At 67.3% G+C, this 22,648-nt stretch carries 21 protein-coding genes; 10 read left to right on the top strand and 11 right to left on the bottom strand.

Going from position 1 to position 22,648, the window contains the following annotated elements; all coding sequences use genetic code 11:
• Positions 1-73 precede the first annotated feature (73 nt).
• The 3 genes from AVE30378_RS11910 to AVE30378_RS11920 form a co-directional block, all read right to left on the bottom strand.
• Entirely contained in the window at positions 74-1,294 is a 1,221-nt protein-coding gene (locus AVE30378_RS11910; protein WP_129241077.1) for an MFS transporter, read from the bottom strand.
• 74 nt (positions 1,295-1,368) lie between these two features.
• Positions 1,369-1,890 (bottom strand): MarR family winged helix-turn-helix transcriptional regulator, encoded by a 522-nt coding sequence (locus tag AVE30378_RS11915; RefSeq protein ID WP_129241078.1) that lies wholly within the window; start codon positions 1,888-1,890, stop codon positions 1,369-1,371.
• A gap of 140 nt (positions 1,891-2,030) precedes the next feature.
• A complete protein-coding gene (locus AVE30378_RS11920; RefSeq protein ID WP_129241265.1) occupies positions 2,031-2,513 on the bottom strand; it encodes an HU family DNA-binding protein in 483 nt (160 codons plus the stop codon).
• A gap of 349 nt (positions 2,514-2,862) precedes the next feature.
• Between AVE30378_RS11920 and AVE30378_RS11925 the strand changes: the two genes are divergently transcribed.
• The 4 genes from AVE30378_RS11925 to AVE30378_RS11940 all read left to right on the top strand — a co-directional run bounded on the left by AVE30378_RS11925 (position 2,863) and on the right by AVE30378_RS11940 (position 7,409).
• Positions 2,863-4,023 carry a D-alanyl-D-alanine carboxypeptidase family protein gene (locus AVE30378_RS11925; RefSeq protein WP_129241079.1) on the top strand — a complete coding sequence of 387 codons (1,161 nt, stop codon included), beginning with the start codon at positions 2,863-2,865 and terminating at the stop codon, positions 4,021-4,023.
• Between the two features lie 12 nt (positions 4,024-4,035).
• Positions 4,036-4,584: a hemerythrin domain-containing protein gene (locus AVE30378_RS11930; RefSeq protein ID WP_129241080.1), complete on the top strand. Its 549-nt coding sequence runs from the start codon at positions 4,036-4,038 to the stop codon at positions 4,582-4,584.
• Positions 4,585-4,648: 64 nt separating this feature from the next.
• Positions 4,649-5,521, top strand: a complete 873-nt coding sequence (locus AVE30378_RS11935) for a phosphonopyruvate hydrolase (RefSeq protein ID WP_129241081.1) — start codon at positions 4,649-4,651, stop codon at positions 5,519-5,521.
• A gap of 127 nt (positions 5,522-5,648) precedes the next feature.
• A complete protein-coding gene (locus AVE30378_RS11940) occupies positions 5,649-7,409 on the top strand; it encodes a SulP family inorganic anion transporter (RefSeq protein WP_129241082.1) in 1,761 nt (586 codons plus the stop codon).
• Positions 7,410-7,421: 12 nt separating this feature from the next.
• Here AVE30378_RS11940 and AVE30378_RS11945 read toward each other — a convergent pair whose 3' ends face one another.
• The 4 genes from AVE30378_RS11945 to AVE30378_RS11960 all read right to left on the bottom strand — a co-directional run bounded on the left by AVE30378_RS11945 (position 7,422) and on the right by AVE30378_RS11960 (position 11,899).
• A complete protein-coding gene (locus tag AVE30378_RS11945) occupies positions 7,422-8,249 on the bottom strand; it encodes an ABC transporter ATP-binding protein (RefSeq protein WP_425265781.1) in 828 nt (275 codons plus the stop codon).
• Positions 8,246-10,123, bottom strand: coding sequence for an ABC transporter permease (locus AVE30378_RS11950; RefSeq protein WP_129241083.1), 1,878 nt, complete (start codon positions 10,121-10,123; stop codon positions 8,246-8,248). Before AVE30378_RS11950 ends, AVE30378_RS11945 begins: the two co-directional genes overlap by 4 nt.
• The gene (locus AVE30378_RS11955; RefSeq protein ID WP_129241084.1) at positions 10,123-11,346 is read right to left on the bottom strand and encodes an ABC transporter substrate-binding protein; all 1,224 of its coding nucleotides are present in this window, start codon (positions 11,344-11,346) and stop codon (positions 10,123-10,125) included. Before AVE30378_RS11955 ends, AVE30378_RS11950 begins: the two co-directional genes overlap by 1 nt.
• Before the next feature lie 154 nt (positions 11,347-11,500).
• A complete protein-coding gene (locus AVE30378_RS11960) occupies positions 11,501-11,899 on the bottom strand; it encodes a helix-turn-helix domain-containing protein (protein WP_129241085.1) in 399 nt (132 codons plus the stop codon).
• 67 nt (positions 11,900-11,966) lie between these two features.
• Between AVE30378_RS11960 and AVE30378_RS11965 the strand changes: the two genes are divergently transcribed.
• Positions 11,967-13,376: an MFS transporter gene (locus AVE30378_RS11965; protein WP_165360160.1), complete on the top strand. Its 1,410-nt coding sequence runs from the start codon at positions 11,967-11,969 to the stop codon at positions 13,374-13,376.
• Between the two features lie 81 nt (positions 13,377-13,457).
• Here AVE30378_RS11965 and rpmG read toward each other — a convergent pair whose 3' ends face one another.
• The 3 genes from rpmG to AVE30378_RS11980 form a co-directional block, all read right to left on the bottom strand.
• A complete protein-coding gene (rpmG, locus tag AVE30378_RS11970; protein WP_003810296.1) occupies positions 13,458-13,625 on the bottom strand; it encodes a 50S ribosomal protein L33 in 168 nt (55 codons plus the stop codon).
• A 37-nt stretch (positions 13,626-13,662) separates the two neighbouring features.
• Positions 13,663-13,899: a 50S ribosomal protein L28 gene (gene rpmB / locus AVE30378_RS11975; RefSeq protein ID WP_006223506.1), complete on the bottom strand. Its 237-nt coding sequence runs from the start codon at positions 13,897-13,899 to the stop codon at positions 13,663-13,665.
• Positions 13,900-14,247: 348 nt separating this feature from the next.
• Positions 14,248-15,396: a Bcr/CflA family multidrug efflux MFS transporter gene (locus AVE30378_RS11980; protein ID WP_129241268.1), complete on the bottom strand. Its 1,149-nt coding sequence runs from the start codon at positions 15,394-15,396 to the stop codon at positions 14,248-14,250.
• Positions 15,397-15,600: 204 nt separating this feature from the next.
• Here AVE30378_RS11980 and AVE30378_RS11985 point away from each other — a divergent pair, with 204 nt between their 5' ends.
• The 5 genes from AVE30378_RS11985 to AVE30378_RS12005 all read left to right on the top strand — a co-directional run bounded on the left by AVE30378_RS11985 (position 15,601) and on the right by AVE30378_RS12005 (position 21,151).
• On the top strand, positions 15,601-16,863 hold the full coding sequence (locus tag AVE30378_RS11985; RefSeq protein ID WP_129241086.1) for a class I SAM-dependent methyltransferase: 1,263 nt from the start codon (positions 15,601-15,603) through the stop codon (positions 16,861-16,863).
• 459 nt (positions 16,864-17,322) lie between these two features.
• Positions 17,323-18,324 (top strand): ABC transporter substrate-binding protein, encoded by a 1,002-nt coding sequence (locus AVE30378_RS11990; RefSeq protein WP_129241087.1) that lies wholly within the window; start codon positions 17,323-17,325, stop codon positions 18,322-18,324.
• 232 nt (positions 18,325-18,556) lie between these two features.
• Positions 18,557-19,414 (top strand): ABC transporter permease, encoded by an 858-nt coding sequence (locus tag AVE30378_RS11995; RefSeq protein WP_129241088.1) that lies wholly within the window; start codon positions 18,557-18,559, stop codon positions 19,412-19,414.
• Positions 19,411-20,667 (top strand): quaternary amine ABC transporter ATP-binding protein, encoded by a 1,257-nt coding sequence (locus tag AVE30378_RS12000; RefSeq protein WP_129241089.1) that lies wholly within the window; start codon positions 19,411-19,413, stop codon positions 20,665-20,667. Before AVE30378_RS11995 ends, AVE30378_RS12000 begins: the two co-directional genes overlap by 4 nt.
• 109 nt (positions 20,668-20,776) lie before the next feature.
• A complete protein-coding gene (locus tag AVE30378_RS12005) occupies positions 20,777-21,151 on the top strand; it encodes a tautomerase family protein (RefSeq protein WP_129241090.1) in 375 nt (124 codons plus the stop codon).
• 450 nt (positions 21,152-21,601) lie between these two features.
• On the opposite strand, the gene AVE30378_RS12010 is transcribed toward AVE30378_RS12005, so the two are convergent.
• Positions 21,602-22,567: a Bug family tripartite tricarboxylate transporter substrate binding protein gene (locus tag AVE30378_RS12010; protein ID WP_129241091.1), complete on the bottom strand. Its 966-nt coding sequence runs from the start codon at positions 22,565-22,567 to the stop codon at positions 21,602-21,604.
• Positions 22,568-22,648 lie beyond the last annotated feature (81 nt).

The following is a 22,648-nucleotide window of genomic DNA, read 5'->3' on the forward strand; positions in this document are numbered from 1 at the left end:
GAGCCGCCCGGCCGCGCCGGGCGCGCGGGCGGCCGGATGCGGGAGCGGTCAAAACCCCTGATTATAGGAGGTGCTAGGCGCGGGCAGGGGGCGGGGCCGTTTCGGGGATGCGCGCGCTTGGCGCCAGGGTGCCGTACGCCAGCGTAATCCCTCCGAGAATGGCGCCCGCCGTGACCACGCCGGGCCAGCCAAAATGGGCGTACAGCCAGGACGATACCAGCGAACCGGATGCGCCGCCGATGAAGTAGCTGGTCATGTAGCCGGCCGTCAGGCGGCTGCGCGCCTCGGGGCGCATCCGGTAGAGGGCGCTGCTGTTGGTGACGTGCACGCCCTGGATCGCCAGGTCCTGCACCAGGATGCCCAGCAGCAGGGCGATCACGGATACCTGGCCGAACGCCATCAGCCCCCAGGAACCCAGCAGCAGGAGCAGCCCGACGCGGGTGGCCAGGTTGCCCAGGCCGCGGTCGGCCAGGCGCCCGAAGCGGTTGGCGGCGTAGGCGCCCGCGGCGCCGGCCAGCCCGAACAGGCCGATCGTCGTATTGCTGTATTGATAGGGAGGGCTGGCCAGCAGGAAGGTCAGGGGCGTCCACAGCATGCTGAAGGCGGCGAACAGCAGCCCGCCCAGGAGCGAGCGGGCGCGGAACAGCGGTTCTTCGACGAACATCCGGAGGATGGAGGCCAGCAAGCGGGGGTAGCTCAGGCCCGCGGGGCTCTGGTAGCGGGGCAGCACGCGCCACAGGGCGGCGGACATGATCAGCATCAGGATGGCCGCCACCCAGTACACCGTGCGCCAGCTTCCCACGTCGGCCAGCGCGCCCGCGACGGTGCGGGCCAGCAATATGCCCAGCAGCAGCCCGCTCATGACCGTGCCCACGGCCTTGCCGCGTTCGTGGGGGGCGGCCAGCGTGGCGGCGAAGGGCACCAGGATCTGCGCCACCACGGACAGCATGCCCGTCAGGGCGGTGCCCACGATCAGGACGGAGATATTGGGAGCGAAGGCGGAAATGAGCAGGCTGCCCGAGGACAGCAGGCTCATCAGTACGATCAGGCCGCGGCGCTCGAACATGTCGCCCAGCGGCACCAGCAGCATCAGGCCGACCGCGTAACTTAGCTGCGCGGTGGTGACGATGGCGCCGGCGGCGGCGGTGGACAGCGAGAATTGCTCGCCGATGGTGTGCAGCAGCGGCTGCGCATAGTAGTTGCTGGCGACGGCGAGGCCGGTGGCGACGGACATCAGCAGAATGATCGGCGCGGTCAGCGCTGGCGCCTGGGGGGAGCGGGAAGCGGAATTCATGGGTCTCGGGCGGGGAAAAACGGCGTTGCGCCCAGGGCGCGGGCGGCGGCGGGATGCATTCGGGGGCGGCGGGCTCAGGCCTCGATGCCGCCGGGCGTTTCCTGGTCCAGTCTGATCAGCATCTTCTTCAGCAGGCCGGCCAATTGCCTGCGCTCACTGGCCGACAGCGGCTCCAGCAATTCGTTCAGGTCCTTCATATAGTCCTTCAGCACCGCCTTGATGAGGCGCAGGCCTTCGGCGGTGAGCGAGACGATGACGCCGCGCCGGTCGTCCGGATTGGGGCTGCGGACAAGCAGGCCGGCCTGTTCCAGGCGGTCCAGCCGGTTGGTCATCGCGCCCGAGGTCAGGAGCAGGGCTTCGACCAGTTTCTGCGGATTGAGGGCATAGGGCGCGCCGCTGCGGTACAGCGTGGCCAGCACGTCGAATTCGCCCTGGTGCAGGGTGTGGCGCCGAAAGCCGCGGTTCACGTTGCGCGTGGCCAGCGCATTCAGGCGGAATACGCGGGTGACGACGGACATGGGCGAGAAGTCCTGACCGGGACATTCCTCGGTCCATTGCGAGATCACCAGATCGACGAGGTCGTTCGCGGGCGCCATTTATTTCCATATAAAGTATCTTTACGTGAAGATAAATTCTACCAGCGGCATGCCGGAACGCGCAATGCGCGCGATTAAAAAAGAAGGGCCCGCCTCTTGCGAGGCGGGCCCTTCCGGCTTGACCGGATACTCGCGCGGAATTACTGCGCGGCGTCCTTCAGCTTCTTGAGCGGGCGAACCTTCACCTTGACCGAAGCCGGCTTGGCGGGGAACCAGCGCTCTGCGCCCGTGAACGGATCCTTGCCGAAGCGCTTGGCCTTGGCGGGAACCTTCTGCACGGAGACCTTGAACAGGCCGGGCAGCGTGAATTCGCCGGCGCCCTTCTTGTCCACGGAACCCAGCACCGAGGTTTCCAGGCTGGCCAGGACGGCCTTGACGGCCTTGGCTTCGACGCCGGATTGCTCAACCAGGTAGGCGATGAGCTGGGTCTTGTTCAGAGCAGCCTTGATGGCCTTGGGGGCAGCGGCGACCTTCTTGGCGGCGACGACCTTCTTCGCTGCCGGCTTCACAGCGGGCTTTGCAGCAGGCTTCACAGCGGGTTTGGCGGCAGTTGCCTTCTTCGCGGGCGCCTTGGCGGCGGGCTTGGTGACTTTCTTGGCAGGAGCTTTTGCTTTCGTGGCCATGGTCAAAATCCGTATGTTGAGGACATGGAGCAGCGCGTGCCGGTTATCGGCATTTGACGCTACGCGCCCGATGATAGCGGAAGAGTGGCGGTAAATGCGGGTTTCCAGCGGCTTTTCAGTCGCTGTTTGTTGTTTTCGGCGCAGAAAGTGCTTTCTGCAAGGGTTCCTGCAAGATGTCGTGACATCCATCGCCCATTCTTTCACGCGCTGCCGCCAGTGAACCAACCGCGCCGCGCATGTTCCAATTGCGGGCGGCGCGGGAGCGCGCCAGGCGGCCGGAGGCTTGCCTGAAGGCGTTTGCGCCGGTTCCCGCGCGAGAGAAAACCATGCATGGAAGTGAAGCAGCTATATGTCGATGAAGAAGTTGGCGGCGAGCCTGATCGTCGCGGCCGCGTGTGTTTCGGGCGCCATGGCGCAGCCCATGCCCGCGCCGGCGTTGTCGGCGAAGGCCTGGCTTTTGCTGGACGAGACCAGCGGGCAGGTCATCGCCTCGCATGCCGCGGCGGCGCGGATCGAGCCCGCGTCCTTGACCAAGATCATGACCGCGTACGTCGTGTTCGAGGCCCTGAGCAAGAAGGAATTGTCGGCCGCCCAGATGGTCACCGTTTCGACGCGGGCCTGGAAAGTGCCGGCGGGCAGTTCGAAGATGTTCCTCGAGCCCGGCTCGAAGGTGTCGGTGGACGACCTCCTGCGCGGGCTGATGATCCAGTCGGGCAACGACGCGGCCATCGCCCTGGCCGAGGCGGTGTCGGGCAGCGTCGAGGCCTTCGTGGTCCGGATGAACGACACCGCCGCGAAACTGGGCCTGCACGCCACGCGCTTCGCCAGCCCGCACGGGCTGCCGGACCCGGGCACCTATTCCACCGCGAGCGACCTGTCGGTCCTGGCCGCGCGCTTCATCCGCGACTATCCCCGGCTTTACAAGACCTACGATTCCGCCAGGCAATTCACCTACAACAAGATCACGCAGCCGAACCGCAACAGGCTCCTGTGGCTGGATCCCAGCGTGGACGGCCTGAAAACGGGGCATACCGAATCGGCGGGCTATTGCATCGTGGCCAGCGCGAAACGGCCCAACGGCGCAGGCGAGCGCAGGTTGATCACGGTGGTCGTCGGAACGGCGTCCGACAAGCTGCGCACCCAGGAAAGCCGCGAGTTGCTGGAGTGGGGCTTTCAGGGGTTCAATACCATCAAGCTCTACGCCCGCGGCGAAGCGGTGGCGACGCCCGAGGTCTGGAAGGGCGAGGCCGACAGCCTGAAGGCCGGGTTCGTGCGCGACGCCTACGTGACGGTGCCCGCCGGCGCCAAGGTGGAGCCGGTCTGGACGCCGCAGGAGCCGCTGGTCGCGCCGATCGCGGCGCAGGCCACGGTGGGCGCCGTGCGCGTGCTGGTCGACGGCAAGCCCGCCATGCAGTTCCCGGTGGTGGCGCTGGAGCCGGTGGCCGAGGCGGGATTCGCGGGGCGCGCGTGGGATTCCATCCGCTTGTGGTGGCGCGGCCACGCGGGATAACGGAGGTGTGCGATGGCGGTGAGTTTTCCTGGAGGTCCGGCGCCGGCGCCGGGAGCGGACGATCCGCTGGCCCTGCTGTCGGCCTGTCACGGGCGCATCGCCCGCCAATGCGCCACGCTCGGGCGGCTGGCCGCGCACCTGCCCGCGCACGGCAGCGACGCGGCGGCCCGCACGGCCGCGGCCAGCGTCCTGCGCTACTTCGATACCGCGGCCGCGCACCATCACGAGGACGAGGAAGAGGACCTGTTCCCGGCCCTGATCGATTCCATGGCCGGCTCCGACGCGGTCTGCCTGCATGCGCTCGTGGACGGGCTGGTCGCCGAGCACCGGCAACTGGCGCGGCGCTGGGAGCCGCTGCGCCGGGCGCTTTCCGAGATCGCCGACGGGCGGCGCGCCGATCTGCCCGCGCATGAAATCAAGGATTTCACCGATGCCTACGCCGCGCATATCCGGCGCGAGGAAGACGAACTGCTGCCCATGGCGGCGCGGCTGATATCGGACGATGCGCTGGCCGCCATCGGCCAGGCCATGAAATCGCGGCGCGGGGGCGAGGCGGGCTGAGGCGGCGGCGCAAGCCTGATTGGCGCTACGATGCGGGGTGTTCCATCCCGCAGATACGCCCGCCATGAATCGCAACGCCCGCTTCCGCCAGAAATTGCAGGATTCCGTCCTGACGCACGCCATGTCGGCGCACAATCCCCTGTCCGCCAGGCTGGCGGCCGAGGCCGGGTTCGACGCCATATGGGGCAGCGGCTTCGAACTCTCGGCCAGCTACGCGGTGCCCGACGCCAACATCCTTTCGCACTCGCAGCACCTGGACATGATGCGGGCGATCGCGGCCGCGGTGGACGTTCCCGTCATCGCCGACATCGACACCGGCTTCGGCAACGCGGTCAACGTGTCCTATATCGTGCCGCAGTACGAAGCGGCCGGCTGTTCGGCCGTGGTGATGGAGGACAAGACCTTTCCCAAGGACACCAGCCTGCGCGCCGCCGGCAGGCAGGAACTGGTGCGGATCGAGGAATTCCAGGGCAAGGTCGAAGCCGCCTGCGGCGCGCGCCGCGACGCGGATTTCTGCGTGATCGCCCGGACGGAGGCGCTGATCGCGGGGGCGGGCGAACAGGAGGCGCTGGCCCGGGCGTCGGCGTACGAGGCCGCGGGCGCGGATGCGATCCTGATCCATTCCAGGCAGAGCGAGCCCGGCGAGATCCTGTCCTTCGTGGCGGCATGGCGGGGGCGGGTGCCGCTGGTGCTGGTGCCCACCGCCTATCCGCAATTGCGCGAGTCCGACATCCAGGCGCTGGGCAAGGTCGGGCTGGTGATCTACGGCAACCACGCCATCCGGGCCGCGGTGGGCGCGATGCGCGACGTCTTCGCCCGCATCCGGCGCGACGGCGGCATCCACGAGGTCGACGCCGGCCTGCCTTCGGTCAAGGAAATCATCGGGCTGCAAGGCGATGCGGGCATGCGGGAACTGGAGCGCCGCTATCTGAAGTAGGCGGGCGCGTTGCGCGCGCCGGGGCTAGCGATTACGCTAGACGGCCCTGCCTCCCGCCCGACCGGCCGGAGGCGGGGCCGATTCAAGAGCAGACGCCTGGGGACGAGAAGGAATGATGCAGGGGGGGATGAACGTTGCGCGCCGGTTGTTCGGCCCGTGGGTCGACGAGGTCAACGCGCCGACCTTGCGCGCCGATCTGGCCGCGGGCCTGCTGGGCGCATTGCTGGTGCTGCCGCAGGGCGTCGCATTCGCCATGCTGGCGGGCCTTCCGCCCGAGTACGGCCTGTATTCCGCCATCGTTCCCTGTATCGTCGCCGCGCTGTTCGGATCCAGCCGGCACGTCATGTCCGGCCCCACCAATGCCAATTCGCTGGCGCTCTATGCGGTGCTGACGCCCCTGGCGGCCGCCGGCAGCCCCGAGTACATCCAGTTGGCCCTGGCCGTGACGGTGCTGGTCGGGGCGATGCAGTGGCTGGTGGGCACCCTGAGGCTGGGATCGCTGGCGCATTTCATTTCGCCTTCGGCCCTGTTCGGCTTTACCAGCGGCGCGGCCCTGTTGATCGCCGTGCACGCCTTGAAGGATGCGCTGGGGCTGCCGGCGCCCGGCTCGCACGGCGCGGGCGCCTTGCTGGCGAGCCTGGGCGCGAACATCGGGCAGGCGCACTGGGGCGCGGTACTGGTGACGCTGGCGACGCTGGCGGTGGCCCTGCTGGTGCGCCGGCTGGACAAGCGCAAGCCGTACATGCTGGCGGGGCTGGCGGCGGGCGTGCTGGCGGCCGCGGCGTTCAATGCGCTGGCCGACGGCGAGCCGGTGTCGGTGCTGGGCGCCATCGCCCAGCCCTGGCCTCCCTTCCATGTGCCCAGCGTCGACTGGCGCGCCTTGCCCGACCTGCTGAGCCTGGCCTTCGCGCTGACCATCGTGGCCCTGGCGCAATCGATTTCGATCGCCAAGGCCGTGGCCACGCGCTCGGGCCAGCGCATCGACGCGAACCGCGAGTTCGTGGGGCAGGGGCTTTCCAATATCGTGGGCGGGTTCTTTTCCTGCTACCTGTCCTGCGGGTCGCTGAACCGGTCGGTTCCCAATTACGAGGCGGGCGCGAAGACGCCGCTTGCCTCCGTGTTTTCGGCGCTGCTGCTGATGGTGCTGGTGGCCCTGTCGGCGCCCCTGCTGGCCAGGATTCCCCATGCCGCCATCTCCGGGCTGCTGTTGCTGGTCGCCTGGACCTTGCTGGACATTCCCCGCTGGCGGCAACTGATCCGCACCCAGCCGAGCGAATGCGTCATCGCCGGCGCGACCCTGGCCGCCACCATCACCATCCGCATGGAGGTGGCGATCCTGCTGGGCACGGTGCTGTCGCTGATGGTCTACCTGCACCGCACTTCGCGCCCCGCGATGCGCACGATGGGATTCGATTCGCGCGGGCTGGAGCGGCGCTTCGTCGTGCTGGAGCACCAGCGGGACGCGTTGCCGGAATGTCCCCAGTTGAAGTTGCTGCGCATGGAAGGCTCCGTCTATTTCGGCGCCGCGGCGCACGTGGCGCAGCGCCTGCACGAACTGCGCGCCGCGCCGGGCGCGCCTCGCCATCTGCTGGTGATGGCCAAGAGCATGAATTTCATCGACCTGGCCGGCGCGCAGGTCTGGGAAGACGAACTGGCCGCGAGAAGGGCCATGGGCGGCGACCTGTATTTCCATCGGCCGCGGCCCGAGGTGCTGGAGATGTGGCGCCGCACGGGATTCCTGGGCCGCCTGGGCGAGGACCACGTGTTCCCCGACAAGGCGACGGCGCTGCATGCCATCTACGCCAGGCTGGACCGCGGCATCTGCGCGGGCTGCCAGGCCAGGATCTTCTGGGAATGCCAGCCGGACAGTCCGCAAAGCGGCGGCTGAGGCGGCCGGCGCTCAGGCCGGCTGCGGCGCGTCCGTGCCCAGGTAGGCGGCCTTGACCCGCTCATCGGCCGCGATCGCCGCGGGATCGCCCTCCGCCAGCAGGCTGCCGCGCACCAGCACGGCGATGCGGTCGGCATGCTTGAACACCACGTCCAGGCTGTGTTCCGTGAACAGCACCGCGATGCGCTGCGTGTCGGCCAACTGGCGGGTCAGCCGCATCAGCGCGTGGCGCTCGTTGGTGGCCATGCCCGCGGTGGGTTCGTCCATCAGCAGCAGGCGCGGCTGGTGCGCGAGCGCCATCGCCAGCTCGACCCGCTTGACGTCGCCGTAGGCCAGCGTGCCGCAAGGCTCGGCGGCCTTGTCCGCCATCCGCACCTGGGACAGCAGGGCCATCGCTTCGTCGACCGCGTGCCGGCCGGCCCGGCGCCAGGGGTTGAAGAGCAGCCGGTCGCGGGACAGCAGCGCCGTCTGCACGTTTTCCCGCACCGTCATGGAACGGAAGGTGGCGGCGGTCTGGAAGGTCCGGCCCACGCCCAGCCGGCAGATCCTGCCGGCGGACAGGCCCACCAGTTCGCGGCCGTCCATCCGGACCGAGCCGGCGTCGGGGCGCAATTGGCCCCCCAGCACGTTGAAGCAGGTGGATTTGCCGGCGCCGTTCGGCCCGATCAGCGCCAGCATCCGGCCGGCCTCCAGCGTGAACGACACGCCGGCCAGCGCGTCGATGCCGCCGAACGATTTCCGCAGGCCGCGGACTTGCAGCAAGGGATCGGCGGCGGTCACTGGGCTGCCTTCATGCCGCGCATTCCGGTATTCGCCCTCGGGGCGGCCCGGCGGGCTCATGCCGGCCTCCCGCGCAAGCGCGCGGCGGCGCCCGCCAGGCCTTCGGGAAAGGCCATGACCAGGGCCAGGATGGCCAGCCCCAGCACGGCGTGCCAGTACTCGGTGCTGCGCGCGGCGGCGTCCTGCAGCCAGGTGTAGGACGCCGCGCCCACGAGCGGGCCGGCCAGGGTCTGCAAGCCGCCCAGCAGCACCATGACCAGGCCGTCGACCGACCGGCTCACGGCCAGCACGTCGGGCGCGATGCTGCCCTTGGAGAACGCGTAGAGCGAGCCCGCCAGGCCCGCGGCGAAGGATGCCGCCACGAAGCCCGCCCACTGCACGCGCCGGGTGTCCATCCCCAGCGCCTCGGCGCGCAGGGAAGAATCGCGCACGCCGCGCAGCGCGTAGCCCAGCGGCGAGAACACCAGGCGGCGCAGCCACCAGATGCCGGCGGCGCACAGCGCCAGCGTGACGTAGTAGAACCACGGCCCGTGCGCGAGCCAGGCCGACGGCCACAGGCCGATCAGCCCGTTGCTGCCGCCCGTCACGTCGTCCCATTGATAGGCCAGCGCCCACAGGATCTGGGCCACGGCCAGGGTCAGCATCGCCAGGTACACGCCCGACAGGCGCACGCAGAACCAGCCGAACAGCAGGGCGCCCAGCGCCGCGGCGAAGGGGCCGAGCAACAGCGCCGCTTCCATCGGCACGGCCGCCAGTTTCAGCAGCAGCGCGGCGCCATAGGCGCCCAGGCCGAACCAGGCGGCGTGGCCGAACGACGTCATGCCGGCCAGTCCCGTCAGGAAGTGCAGGCTGGCGGCAAACAGCGCCGCGATCAGGATTTCGGTCAGCAGGATGCCCAGATAGGGCCATTGGATGGACGCCACCGGCGCGAGCGCCAGCAGGGCCAGCAGCAGGCCATAGGCCAGCCGCAGGCGCCGGCCCGCGGGCGCGATGGGGCGCTCGGGCGCGGCGGCGTGGGACGACGGCGCGGGCGGCTTGCCCAGCAGGCCCCAGGGCCGCGCCACCAGCACCACCGCCATGACGGCGAATTCCGCCAGCAGCGTGAGCTTGGACAGGTTGAAGACCCACGGGCCGAGCTGCACCTGTCCCAGGAATACGAACACGGCCTTGACCGAGCAGATGAGCAGGGCGGCCAGGAAGGCGCCGGGAATGGACCCCAGGCCGCCCACGACGACGACCACGAAGGCGCTGGCGATGATTTCCAGGTCCAGTCCGAGCGTGGCGGGCACGCGCGGCGCGGCCAGCGCGCCGCCCAGGCCGGCGAGGAAGGCGCCCAGCGTAAAGGCGGAGGTGAACAGCCAGGCCTGGTTGACGCCCAGCGCGGCCAGCATTGCGCGGTTTTCCGCGGCGGCGCGCAGCAGCCGGCCCCAGCGGGTGCGCATCAGCAACAGCCAGAGCAGGCCCAGCACCACCGGGCCGGCCGCGATCAGCAGCAGGTCGTACTGCGGATAGCGGCGGCCGAGGATCTGCACGGCGCCGGACAGCCCCGGCGCGCGGGCCGCGAAAAGGTCCTCGGGGCCCCAGACCGCCAGCGCGGCGTCGCCGATGATGAGCACCAGCGCGAACGTGGCCAGCAGTTGGAAGAGTTCGGGAGCCTGGTACAGGCGCTTGAGCACCAGCCATTCGGCGGCCGCGCCGATGGCGCCGGTCGTCAGCGCGGCCAGCAGCAGGCCCGCCCAGTAGCCCGCGCCGTCGCCGAACCAGCCGGTGAAGGTCCAGGCCAGGTAGATCCCCAGCATGTAGAACGAGCCATGCGCGAAGTTCACCACGCGGGTTACGCCGAAGATCAGCGACAGGCCGGCGGCCACCAGGAACAGCGCGCTGGCGTCCGCCAGGCCGTTGAGTAGCTGCAGCAGCAGTCCGGAAAAGCTCATCAGCGCGCCGGACGCATCTTGCGGACCTGTTCGTCGGGCGGTTGCAGGCGGGCGCCGTCGATATAGGCGAAGTCCTTCATGACGCCTTTGCCGTCCTCGAGCGCGGTCACGCCCACGTAGACGCCCATGGTCGATTGGTGGTCGATCTTGCGGTACTGGATCTGGCCGTAGGGCGTCTCCACCTTCAGGCCGGCGAACGCGTCGACGAGCTTTTCGGTGTCCACGGCGCCGGCCGCTTTCAGGCCTTCGGCGATGGACATGAGCGACGCATAGCCGACCACCGATCCTACCTTGGGCGTTTCGTTGTAGCGTTTTTTGTAGGCCTCGACGAAGGCGGTGTTGGCCGGCGTGTCGATGGCGTACCAGGGGTATCCGGTGACGATCCAGCCCGTGGGCGTGTCGGCGCCCAGGGGCTCGAGGTATTCGGGTTCGCCGGACAGCACCGAGACGACCGCCCGGTTTTCGAACAGGCCGCGCGTATTGCCTTCGCGCACGAAGCGCGTCAGGTCGGCGGCGAACAGCACGTTGAAGATCGCGTCGGGCTTGGCGTCGGCCAGGGCCTGCACGACAGCGCCGGCGTCCACCTTGCCCAGCGGCACGGCCTGCTCGGCCACGAATTCCACGTCGGACTGGAAGGCCGTCATCATGGCCTTGAACGTGGCCACGGCCGACTGCCCGTATTCATAGTTGGGATAGACGATGGCCCAGCGCTTCTTGCGCAGGGCCAGCGCCTTGGGGGCCAGGGCCGCCACGTGCATCCAGGTGGACGGGCGCAGCCGGTACGTATAGCGGTTGCCTTCCTGCCAGGTGATCTTGTCGGTGAGCGGTTCGGCCGCCAGGAAGAAGACCTGCTGCTGCTTGGCGAAATCCGTCAGCGCCAGCCCGGTGTTGGAAAGAAAGCCCCCGAACAGCAGGTCGACTTTCTCGCGGGCCAGCAATTCCTGGGCCGCGCGCACCGAATCGCCGGGATTGCCGTTGTCGTCGCGCGAGATGACTTCCAGTTTCCGGCCCAGCACGCCGCCTCCGGCGTTGACCTGTTCCTGCGCGAGCTGCCAGCCTTTCTTGTAGGGGCCCAGGAAGGCGGGGATCGCCTTGTAGCTGTTGATCTCGCCGATGCGGATCGGCGGCTCCTTGTCTTTGGCGGAGACGGCCGGAGTCAGCGCCAGGGCCAGGAGAGCCGGCGCGAGGGCGCGGCGCAGCAGGGTAAGGCAGGGACGGAGCATGGCAGGTATTCGCTTGGAGAGGGAATCGGGCGCCTCGGGGCGAGGGCGGCGGCCCAATTGAAGCATGTGTCTCTGCCGTGCCGCAATAACGCGCTGTCCGTTTTCAATATTCCCCACAACGGCGGCGCGGGAAAAACCCTGACAGCACAATAGCTTAGTCCAGCTCTCTTTGCGAGATGCGCAAGAGCTTCTGAAAATGCGGGCACTGCATGTGGCTGGGCGCCGGGCAATCGGCCACGTGCCGAAGCGTGTCCTTGAGGGCGGCCAATCGGCGGATCTGGCGCTCCAGCGCGTCCGCCCGCGCGTGCAGGACGGGACGAGGCAGGTTGGGGGCGCCGTCCTTGTCGAACATTTCCCCGATCTCTTGCAGGGAAAAGCCCGCTGTTTTCCCCAGGAAGATCAACATCAGTTGGGTCAGCGTTTCCTCTCCGTACTGACGCCTGAGGCCGCGCCTGGCGCGCGATTGGATCAGCCCGACTTCTTCGTAGTAGCGCAGCGTGGAGGCGGGCACGCCGCTGCGCCTGGACAGCACGCCGATATCGAGAAGACCCATGCTTGACCTCAAGTTGACTTGAAGTTGCATAGTAGTTGCCATCCCCTATCCCTGCAAGGAAACCCCTATGGCAACGCTATTTCACAGGAAGAAGACACCGCCCGCGCTGGCGGCGCTCGCGGGCGCGATGCTGCTCGCATCGCTGGGGGTCAGCATCGTCACCGTGGCGCTGCCGACCTTGGCGCAGGCATTCTCCGCATCGGTCTCGTCCGTGCAGTGGGTGGTGCTTGCCTATCTTATTTCGATCACCGTCATGATCGTGCTGGCCGGAAAACTGGGCGACCTCTACGGACACGGCCGCGTGCTGATGGCCGGCTTGATGGTGTTCGCGGCCGCCTCGCTGCTGTGCGCGGCAGCCCCGACCCTGGGCGCGCTGATCGCGGGCCGGGCGATCCAGGGCATCAGCGGCGCGATCCTCATGGCCTTGCCGCTCTCGATGGCGCGGGAAGTGGTCGCCAAGGAACGGATCGGCTCGGCGATGGGCCTGTTCGGCACGATGTCGGCCATAGGCACCGCGTTGGGGCCCTCCCTGGGCGGCGTGCTGATTACCGGTCTGGGGTGGCGGGCGGCGTTCATCCTGTTGGCCTGCCTGGGCGTCTGCGTCGGGATGCTTGCCGCGTGGGCGATCCCGGCCTCGGCCTCGCGCAAGCTTGCCCCGGCCCGATCCCTGGATTGGCCGGGCGCGGTCTTGCTGGTCATGGCGCTGGTGTTCTATGCGCTCGCCACCGTCGGAGGCAAGACCGGCGTAGCGCTGAACCCCGGCCTGCTGGCGGCGCTGGGTATCGCGGCGCTTGGGCTCTTCATTTTCGTCGAATCGCGGTCGGCTTTGCCCTTGGTGCCCATCGCGCACCTGCGCGACCGGATGACGGCTGCGTCGCTGGCGATGAATCTGCTGATGTCCACGGTCATGATGGCCGTGCTGGTCGTCGGGCCGTTCTTCCTGGCATTCGGTCTCGGTTTGAACGAAGTCCTGACCGGCCTCGTCATGGCGGTGGGGCCGCTGGTTGCCGCCGTCTCGGGGATTCCCGCGGGACGCATGACCGATCGCTTCGGCGCGCCCCGCACGCTGCTGCTCGGCCTGCTGCAGACCATCGTCGGCCTGGTTTGCCTGGCCTTTCTTCCCAGATTCCTGGGCGTCGCGGGCTATGCCGTGGCCCTGATGCTGCTTACGCCCGGATTCCAGCTTTTCCTCGCCGCAAACAATACGGCCGTCATGCTGGGCGCGGCCGACGCGCAGCGCGGCATGCTGTCGGGGTTGCTGGGGCTGTCGCGCAACCTGGGCTTCATGGCCGGCGCCTCCCTCATGCCCGGCGTGTTTGCCGCCGTCCTGGGGCCGCAGGGCATAGCGGGGGCGACGGCGGAGGGAGTCGCCAGGGCGTTCACCGCCACATTCCTGGCCGGCGCCGGACTGATTGTGTTTGCCGTCGTCGTGTCCATCGGCGGACGTTTCGGGCAAAGAGGCCATCAACCCCTGTGACGGAGCGGCCGCGCGCGACGATGAAAAAAAAAGGCCCTGCGATGCAGGGCCTTTTCCGGACTTTCCGGGATACCGGCTGAATTACTTCAGCTTGGTTTCCTTGTAGTCGACGTGCTTGCGAGCGACGGGATCGAACTTCTTGATCAGCATCTTCTCGGGCATGTTGCGCTTGTTCTTGGTGGTCGTGTAGAAATGACCCGTGCCGGCGGTCGACTCGAGCTTGATCTTTTCGCGGATACCTTTGGCCATGTCGTGCTCCTAGTATGTAGATTGGCGGGAGGGCCGATTAGGCGATTTCGCCGCGGGCACGCATGTCGGCCAGGACGGCGTCGATGCCATTCTTGTCGATCGTGCGGATGGCCTTGGCCGAAACACGCAGGCGGACCCAGCGGTTTTCGCTTTCAACCCAGAACCGGCGCGATTGCAGGTTGGGCAGGAAGCGACGCTTGGTCTTGTTGTTCGCGTGCGAAACATTGTTGCCCACCATCGGGCCTTTGCCGGTCACTTGGCATACGCGTGCCATGGATGCACCTCTTTGTGTCGTTCTTTACGCGCATCGCTTGGGGGGAGTAGACGGGGGTTCAGCCGCCGGGCTGTGGGCACCGCGAACCTGTCGCGATGCTGCTTTGCCGGCCACCCAGTCTTAGTGGATGGGGAAGACCATTCAGGCCCGCCCTGTGCTTATACCCGCTGCCTGCCACCCGCAAAAATTCCTGGATTCCCAAATTTCTCAAAATGGGCTGGAATTTCTTGACGCCTACGCGGTTGGGGTCAGAGTGCCGAACTACAAAGCATAGTAGTCCTGCACGGGAAACTTCATGTGAAGACGTAGATTCTAATACGAAAAACGTAAATAAATCAAGCGGCCCGGCTAGTGGCTGTGCAATTGCGCCACGCGGCCGGAGAACCAGGACAGGCAGGCGCAGACCGCGAGCGTGGTGGTCAGGGGCAGGGCGCTGTCCGCCTGCCAGGCGCTGACCGCGAAGCCGGCGAGCGCGCCGCAGGACAATTGAAGCGTCCCCAACAGCGCGGACGCCGCGCCCAGCCGCTTGCCCTGGTCCGCCAGCGCGAGCGCCGCGGAATTGGGATTCACGAAGCCCTGGCTGCCCATGTAGCCGACCAGGCACAGCATCAGCAGCGGCAGCGTCATCCAGCCGGCCAGCGTCAGCGCCACCGCCGCCAGGCTGGCGCAGGCCAGCGAGGTCAGCGCGCGGCGCTGCAACTGCCGCGGCGTGTGGCTGCGCAGCAGCCGGGCGCTGATCTGCGAGCACACGATGAGCGACAGCGCATTGGTGCCGAACAGCAGGCCGTAGTACTGGGGCGGCACGCCGTAGAGTTCGATGAAGACGCGCGGCGAACCGATGATGTAGGCGAACATGCCGGCCTGGCCGAAGCCGCCGGCCAGGCTGTGCGCCATGAAGCCGCGGTGCGCGAACAGATCGCGGTAGTTCCGCAGGATGGTGTTCCAGCGCAGCGGCACCGCGCGTTCGGGCGCCAGCGATTCCTTCATGATTTTCAGGACCGCCACCATCAGCATCGCCCCGCCCGCCAGCATGACCCAGAACAGGCTGCGCCAACTGGCGATGGCCAGCAACTGTCCGCCGATCAGCGGCGCGAGGATGGGGGCCAGGCCCATGATGAGCATCAGCAGCGACAGGGCGCGGGCGGCTTCATGGGTTTCATAGTGGTCGCGGATGACCGCGCGCGGGATGACGATGCCGGCGGCGCCGCCCATGGCCTGCACGACGCGCCAGCCGGTCAGCGTTTCGACCGATCCGGACAGCGCGCAACCCAGGGACGCCACCATGAACAGCGCCAGGCCCACCAGCAGCGGCGGCTTGCGCCCGTAGCGGTCGGCCATGGGGCCGTAGAAGACCTGCGCCATCGCCAGCCCGATCAGATAGGCCGCCAGGGTGCGCTCGACGTCGCCGCGGGACACGCCCAGGTTCGCCGCGATCGTGGGGAACGCGGGCAGGTACATGTCGATGGCGAACGGGCCGATGGCCGTCAGCGCGCCCATGAGAATGAGCCAGCCGGGCAGACCGCTGCGGAAAGAATGTGATGGGGGCATGTGGATCGCGGTAAAGCGCAGGACAGGGCGCCGATGCGGTTTGTTGCATGTTTTGGGCCAAGTCAGCGACTGTATCACGCATAACCTGACGTGCAGGTTTCGGCCGTTTTCCGATAAAGTCGTTGGCGTCCGTAAGCATCCAGGGGAGTAGCCGTGAATCCTTTGTTGTCTGTGGTGGAACGCAAGCTGCAGGCTTTGCCCGTGACCACCCAATTGGTGCTGCCCGACGGCACCGTGCTGGGGCCGCCCGATCCCCGCGTCCGTTTCGTGGCGCATGACAAGGCCGCGCTGGCGCACCTGGCCGAAGGCGCCGTCGGCGTCCTGGGGCAGGACTACGTCGAAGGCCGCGTCGATATCGAAGGCAATATGCGCGACGTCATGGCCGCGGCCTCGGCGCTGCTGCCGGGGTCGCCGGTGGACGCGGCCCGGGGCGGCTGGCTGACCGAGCTGGTCCGCAAGGTCATGTCGGTCTGGCGGCATTCGGTGGAGCGCGACGCGAAGCAGATCGAATTCCACTACGACCTGTCCGACGATTTCTACGGGCTCTGGCTGGACCCGCGCCGGGTTTATTCCTGCGCCTACTACCGCCGGCCCGACATGACGCTGGCGCAGGCCCAGGAGGCCAAGCTCGACCACATCTGCCGCAAGCTGCGGCTGCGCGAAGGAGAACGCTTCCTGGACGTGGGCGCGGGCTGGGGCGGGCTGCTGCTCTGGGCCGCCGAGAACTACGGCGTCGACGCCACGGGCATCACGCTGTCGCGCAACCAGCACGCGCACGTCAGCCGGCTGATCGAGGAAAAGGGCCTTGCCGGGCGCGTCCGCGTCGAACTGCTCGATTACCGGAAGCTGGACGAATCCGTTCCCTACGACAAGATCGCGTCGGTCGGCATGTTCGAGCACGTGGGGCGGGCGCAACTGGAGGGATATTTCGCCAAGCTGCGCCGCCTGCTCAAGCCGGGCGGGCTGATCATGAACCATGGCATCACCGCGGCCGGCGTCTACAACGCCGAGCTGGGCAACGGCATGGGCGAATTCATCGAAAAGTACATCTTTCCTGGCGGCGAGCTGACCCACATCAGCGTCGTGATGGAAGCCATGACCAACGGCGGCCTGGAAGAGGTGGACGTGGAAAACCTGCGGCCGCATTACGCGCGCACCTTGTGGGCATGGAGCGATGCGCTGGAGGCCCGCTTGCCCGAAGCCGCGCGGATCCTCGGCGGCGAGCAGGGGGAGCGCTCGCTGCGGGCGTACCGGCTCTATCTTGCCGGATGCGCCATGGGGTTCGAGCATGGCTGGATCGCGCTGCACCAGATACTGGCCCAGCCGCCGGCGACCGGGCGCCCCGACGAACTCGACAATCCGCCGGACCTGGCCTATCCGTGGCGGCGGGACTACATGTACGAAGCGGGCCGCTAGGGCGCGCTACGTCCATGCAAACCGCCGGAACGGGCATTTCCGGCGGTTTTGAAACCACCAGAATGTATTAATAAGAATATATTATTAACTAAATGTATCTTTAATTCCGAGTTGAAGTTCCGTAGGGGAAAACGTCGATTTCCCCGTGGTCGATCGGGGTTATCCCGGGTGTTTTTCCCCCGGAATGTATCCGTTTTGTTCAGGGCAGGGGTTGGGGTGAGCATCAATTTCGTTTAAGATGCTGGCTTCTTCGTTCAGTTTGTTCACTTTCTGTGGGTTTTCAAAAACCGCGTTTTTGAAACTCCTGTCTTGCAAGATCCCGCATCCTCGCGGACGGTCTTGTTGCTAGTGTCGGTTTGTATTGGCGGTTCTGCCCGTCTTCCGCACACCCCCCTTAGCTCCACGGCACCCTCGGGCCAAGCCCAGCGTGTGTCCCTGAACCTATGGAGGCAAAAGCCAATGCGTTTTACCCCTGTCAAGACCCTGGCCGCCGCGGCCGTGTTCCTTGCATTCGCCGGTTCGGCCCAGGCCGCCGACGCCGTCCAGTGCGAGCTCAAGCGGCCAGTCAATTTCGGCGCCATGAACTGGGAATCCAACCTGGTCCTGGTCGACGTCGAACGTTTCATCATGGAAAAGGGCTACGGTTGCAAAACCGAGACCCTGCCTACCGAAACCCTGCCCGCCCTGGCCGCTCTTGAGCGCGGCGACCTGGACATCAATACCGAGATCTGGCTGAACAGCGTCGCCGATCCCTGGGAGCGCGCCGAGAAGACTGGCAAGGTCAAGCGCATCGGCGATCTCTACATGGGCGCCGAAGGCTGGTACATCCCCCGCTACACGGCCGAGCGCCTGCCGGAACTGAAGTCCGCGGCCGACCTGCCGAAGTTCAAGGACAAGTTCAAGGATCCGGAAGAGCCCGGCAAGGGCCGCTTCTACGGCTGCCCGGCAGGCTGGGGCTGCGAAGTGACCAGCAACAACCTGTTCCATGCCCTGAAGCTGGACGACTCCTACACGCTGTATTCGCCCGGCACGGGCGCGGCGCAGAAGGCGGCCCTGATGTCGGCCTACAAGCGCAAGCAGAACGTCGTTTTCTACTACTGGTCGCCCACGCCGCTGGTCGGCTCGATGGACCTGGTCAAGCTGGACATGCCGCCCTACGACGCGGAAAAGCACAAGTGCCTGACCTCGGCCAAGTGCGCCAACCCCGAGCCCAGCGCCTATCCCGACAATCCCGTCTTCACCGCGGTAAACACCAAGTTCTCGGAGGAAGCTCCCAAGCTCACCGAATTCCTGTCCAAGGTGTCGGTGCCGCTGCCGGTGATCAACGAAACCCTGGCCCACATGGAAGAATCCGGCGACGAGGCCGGCGCCGTGGCCAAGTGGTTCCTGAAGAACAAGCCCGACGTCTGGACCAAGTGGGTCCCCGCCGACGTCGCCGGGCGCGTCCAGAGCGCGCTGTAATCGGCCATGTGCCTGGCTGCGCGCCGCAGCGGCGCGTACCGGCCCTCCCTCGGGCCGGACTGCTTTGCCGGGATGGCCGCCGGCCGGGCGCAAGCGCCCGGTCCGATGCGCCTGTGCCGCCGGCTGGGCGGGCCGCTTCCGCCCGGAAGCCCTTTGGTTTCATTGCCCTGCGCAATGCCGCGTCCCGCGGCGGCGGCACGGGCGGTGAGCGCGCCAGAATGGAGTAGAACGAATGTTTCCTGAAATTATTCCCGCCCGGCAGGTCCGGGGGGCGATCGACGGTTTCGTCGATCATTTGGTCACCAACTACGCGGACACGCTGGAAACCCTGTCCCAGCCCGTCCTGCATGCGCTGGTGTGGCTGGAGCAGTTGCTGCGCAACTCGCCGTGGTGGGCGGTGGTCGCGGCCACGATCGCGATCGCCTGGGGCGTGAGCCGCCGCATCGGCCTGAGCCTGGCGATGGGCGCGCTGCTGTGCGTGATCGGCGTGCTGGGCCTGTGGGACGCCGGCATGCAGACGCTGGCGCTGATGATCATGGCCGCCGGCTTGTCCGTGCTGATCGGCATCCCGCTGGGCGTGCTGATGGCGCGGATCAACTGGCTGCGTTCCGGCATGCTGCCCGTGCTGGACGTGATGCAGACCATGCCCAGCTTCGTGTACCTGATTCCTGTCGTCATGCTGTTCGGCCTGGGCAAGATCCCCGCGATCATCGCCACGGTCATCTACGCCGTGCCGCCGCTGATCCGCCTGACGGACCTGGGCATCCGCCTGGTCGACCGCGAAGTGCTGGAAGCGTCGCGCGCCTTCGGCGCCAATCCGCGGCAGCAGCTCTTCGGGGTGCAGTTGCCCCTGGCGCTGCCCAACATCATGGCCGGCATCAACCAGACCACCATGATGGCGCTGTCGATGGTGGTGATCGCGTCGATGATCGGCGCGCGCGGCCTGGGCTATGAAGTGCTGCTCGGGATCAATCGCCTGGAGGTGGGCCGCGGCTTGCTGGCCGGGCTGGGTATCGTGGTGTTGGCCGTGCTGTTCGACCGGATCACGCAATCGTATGGACAGCGCATGCGCATGGGAGGCCAGCGATGAGCAAGATCGAGGTCAAGAACATCTACAAGATCTTCGGGGCGCATCCGAAGAAATGGCTGCAAGCCGCCCAGGGCGGCATGAGCAAGGAACAACTGCTGGCCGAAAGCGGCCACACGCTGGGCCTGCGCGACATCAGCCTGTCGATAGAAGAAGGCAGCATCTACGTCATCATGGGCCTGTCGGGTTCCGGCAAGTCCACGCTGATCCGCCACTTCAACCGACTGATCGAACCCAGCGCCGGCCACATCCTGGTCGACGGCGTCGATGTGGTCAGCCTGAACAAGCGCGAACTGGAAATATTCCGCCAGAAGAAGATGAGCATGGTGTTCCAGCGCTTCGGGCTGTTCCCGCACCGCACCGTGCTGGACAACGCCGCCTACGGCCTGACCGTGCAGGGCGTGGGCCGGGCCGAGCGCGAGCGCCGCGCCCGCGACTGGCTGGAGCAGGTGGGCCTGTCGGGCTTCGAGAACCAGTATCCGCACCAGTTGTCCGGCGGCATGCAGCAGCGCGTGGGCCTGGCGCGGGCCCTGGCCACCGACGCCGAGATCCTGCTGATGGACGAAGCGTTCTCGGCGCTGGACCCGCTGATCCGCCGCGAAATGCAGGACCAGTTGCTGCAACTGCAGGCCAAGCTGAACAAGACCATCGTGTTCATCACGCATGACCTGGACGAGGCCCTGCGCCTGGGCAACCGAATTGCCATCCTCAAGGACGGCGAACTGGTGCAGGAAGGCACGCCGGAAGACATCCTGCTGAACCCGGCCAACGATTACGTGCAGTCGTTCCTGCAGGACGTGAACCGCACCAAGGTGCTCAACGCCACGCATGCCGTGAACCCGGCGCGCCTGACCTTGACCATGCGCTCGCGTCCCGCGCACGCCATGGACCGCATGCGCGCGCTGGACTACGAATATGCGCCCGTGCTGGACGGCAAGCGCCTGGCCGGCGTGCTGACCGCCAAGGCGGCCGAACAGGCCATCCAGGATGGAGTGCGCGACGTCTCCCGCTACGTCGAGGACCTGGCGTCCGTGCCGGCCACGGCGGGCCTGGGCGAAGTGCTGGCCCAATTGGTGCACAGCGACCAGCCCGTCGCCGTGACCGGCGAGGACGACGAGTTCATCGGCATGCTGTCGCGCAAGAAGGTGGTGGAGCTGGTCACGCCGGCCCTGGCCGACACGCCGGCGCCGGTGGACGAGACGCCTGCCGCGCAGGAATCCGAGCCGGAACTGGAGCACCACGACAAGGCGGCTTGACAGGGAAGACCCGTATCCGGACTGTGCCTGTGCATGGGCAAAGTCCGGATATGATGGTCGGCCGGCCGCCATGGCCGGTTCGTCCTTATTCGGAATATCGGAAGCCGTCATGCCCATTTTGAATGTCCAGATCATGCAAGGCCACTCGGCCGCCCAGAAAACGACCTTGCTGAACGCGGCGTCCAACGCCGTCGTCGAGAGCATCGCCGCGCCGCTGCCCAGCGTGCGCATCGTGCTGCAGGAAGTGCCCGCCGAGCACGTGATCGTGGGCGGCGAGATCGGCAAGCGCATGGCGCGCGTGGACGTGGCGCTGATCGAAGGCCGCGACGAAGCCAAGAAGGCGGCGCTGATCGCCGCGCTGAACCAGGCGGTCTGCGCCAGCATCGATATTGCGGGCGAAGACGTGCGCGTGCTGATCCGCGACGTGCCCAAGGTCGACATGGGCGTGGCCAACGGCATCAGCGCCAAGGCCGCCGGCCGCTGAAAAAAGAAGGCTTATGCAGGTGTCAGACACCCGTACGAGACACTCGTACGGGCCAAGGCCAGCGCTGCCGGGTGTCTGACACCCCGGCGCGGCTCAGCTAATGCAGGTGTCAGACACCCGTACGAGACGCCCGTACGGGCCGAGGCCAGCGCTGCCGGGTGTCTGACACCCCGGCGCGGCCCAGCTAATGCAGGTGTCAGACACCCATACGAGACACTCGTGCGGGCTGAGGCCAGCGCTGCCGGGTGTCTGACACCCAGCACGGCTCAGCTAATGCACAGGTGTCAGACACCCGTACGAGACGCCCGTGCGGGCCGAGGCCAGCGCTGCCGGGTGTCTGACACCCCGGCGCGGCTCAGCTAATGCAGGTGTCAGACACCCATACGAGATGCCCGTGCGGGCCGAGGCCAGCGCTGCCGGGTGTCTGACACCCCGGCGCGGCGAACGACCTCAATCCAGCTTCACATCCGCGGCCTTCACCACTTCGCCCCAGCGCTGGATCTCGCTCTTGATATAAGCCGCATACTCCTGCGGCGTCGATCCCAGCGCCTGGGCGCCTTGCGCCTTGAGCTGCTTCTGCATTTCCGGCGATTGCAGGGCGCGGCGGATTTCGGCGTTCAGCTTATCGACCACGGGCGCGGGCGTTCCGGCCGGCGCCACCACGCCCTGCCATGCGCCCATCCCGAACCCGGGAGCCACCGTTTCCGCCACCGTCGGCACATCGGGAAGCTGATCGCTGCGCTCGGGGCTGGTGACTGCCAGCGCGCGCAGCTTGCCTTCGCGGATGAAGCCCAGCGAGTCATTCAAGGTGTTGGTCATCAACTGCACCTGTCCGCCAACCAGATCCGTCATGGCGGGCGCGCTGCCGCGATACGGCACGTGCACCGCGTCGATCTGCAGCGAACGCAGCAGGAGCAGCGCGCCCAGGTGCGTGACGTTGCCGGCGCCCGCCGAGCCATACGACAGCTTGCCCGGATGCTGGCGCGCGTATTCGACGAACGCCTGCGCGTTTTGCGCCGGCACCGACGGATGGACCAGCAGCACCAGCGGGATGACCGCCGTGGTCGAGACCGGCGCGAAGTCCTTGACCGGGTCGAACGCCAGCGACCGGTAGAGGTTCGGGCTCAGCGCGATGGAAGACGTGTTGTACAGCACCGTATAGCCGTCGGGCTTGGCGGCCGCCGCGTACTGCATGCCGATGTTGCCGTTGGCGCCGCCCTTGTTTTCCACGACCACGGTCTGGCCCAGTTGATCGGTCAACTGCTTGGCCAGCACGCGCGCCACCAAGTCCGTCGGCCCCCCAGGCGGGAAGGGCACCACCATCGTGATGGGGCGCTCGGGCCAGGCCGCCTGGGCGCCTGCGGCGCTTCCCAGCGCCAGGACGGCCAGGCTGGCCGTCAGCAATGCTTTCTTCATGGTTTGTCTCCTTGTGTTTTTCGAGTAACGCGGATCGCGTCCAGGCGGCAGCGCCCTCTGCGAGGGGCGCTTTGCCGCAAG

Source organism: Achromobacter veterisilvae (assembly GCF_900496975.1).
Taxonomy (GTDB): domain Bacteria; phylum Pseudomonadota; class Gammaproteobacteria; order Burkholderiales; family Burkholderiaceae_B; genus Achromobacter; species Achromobacter veterisilvae.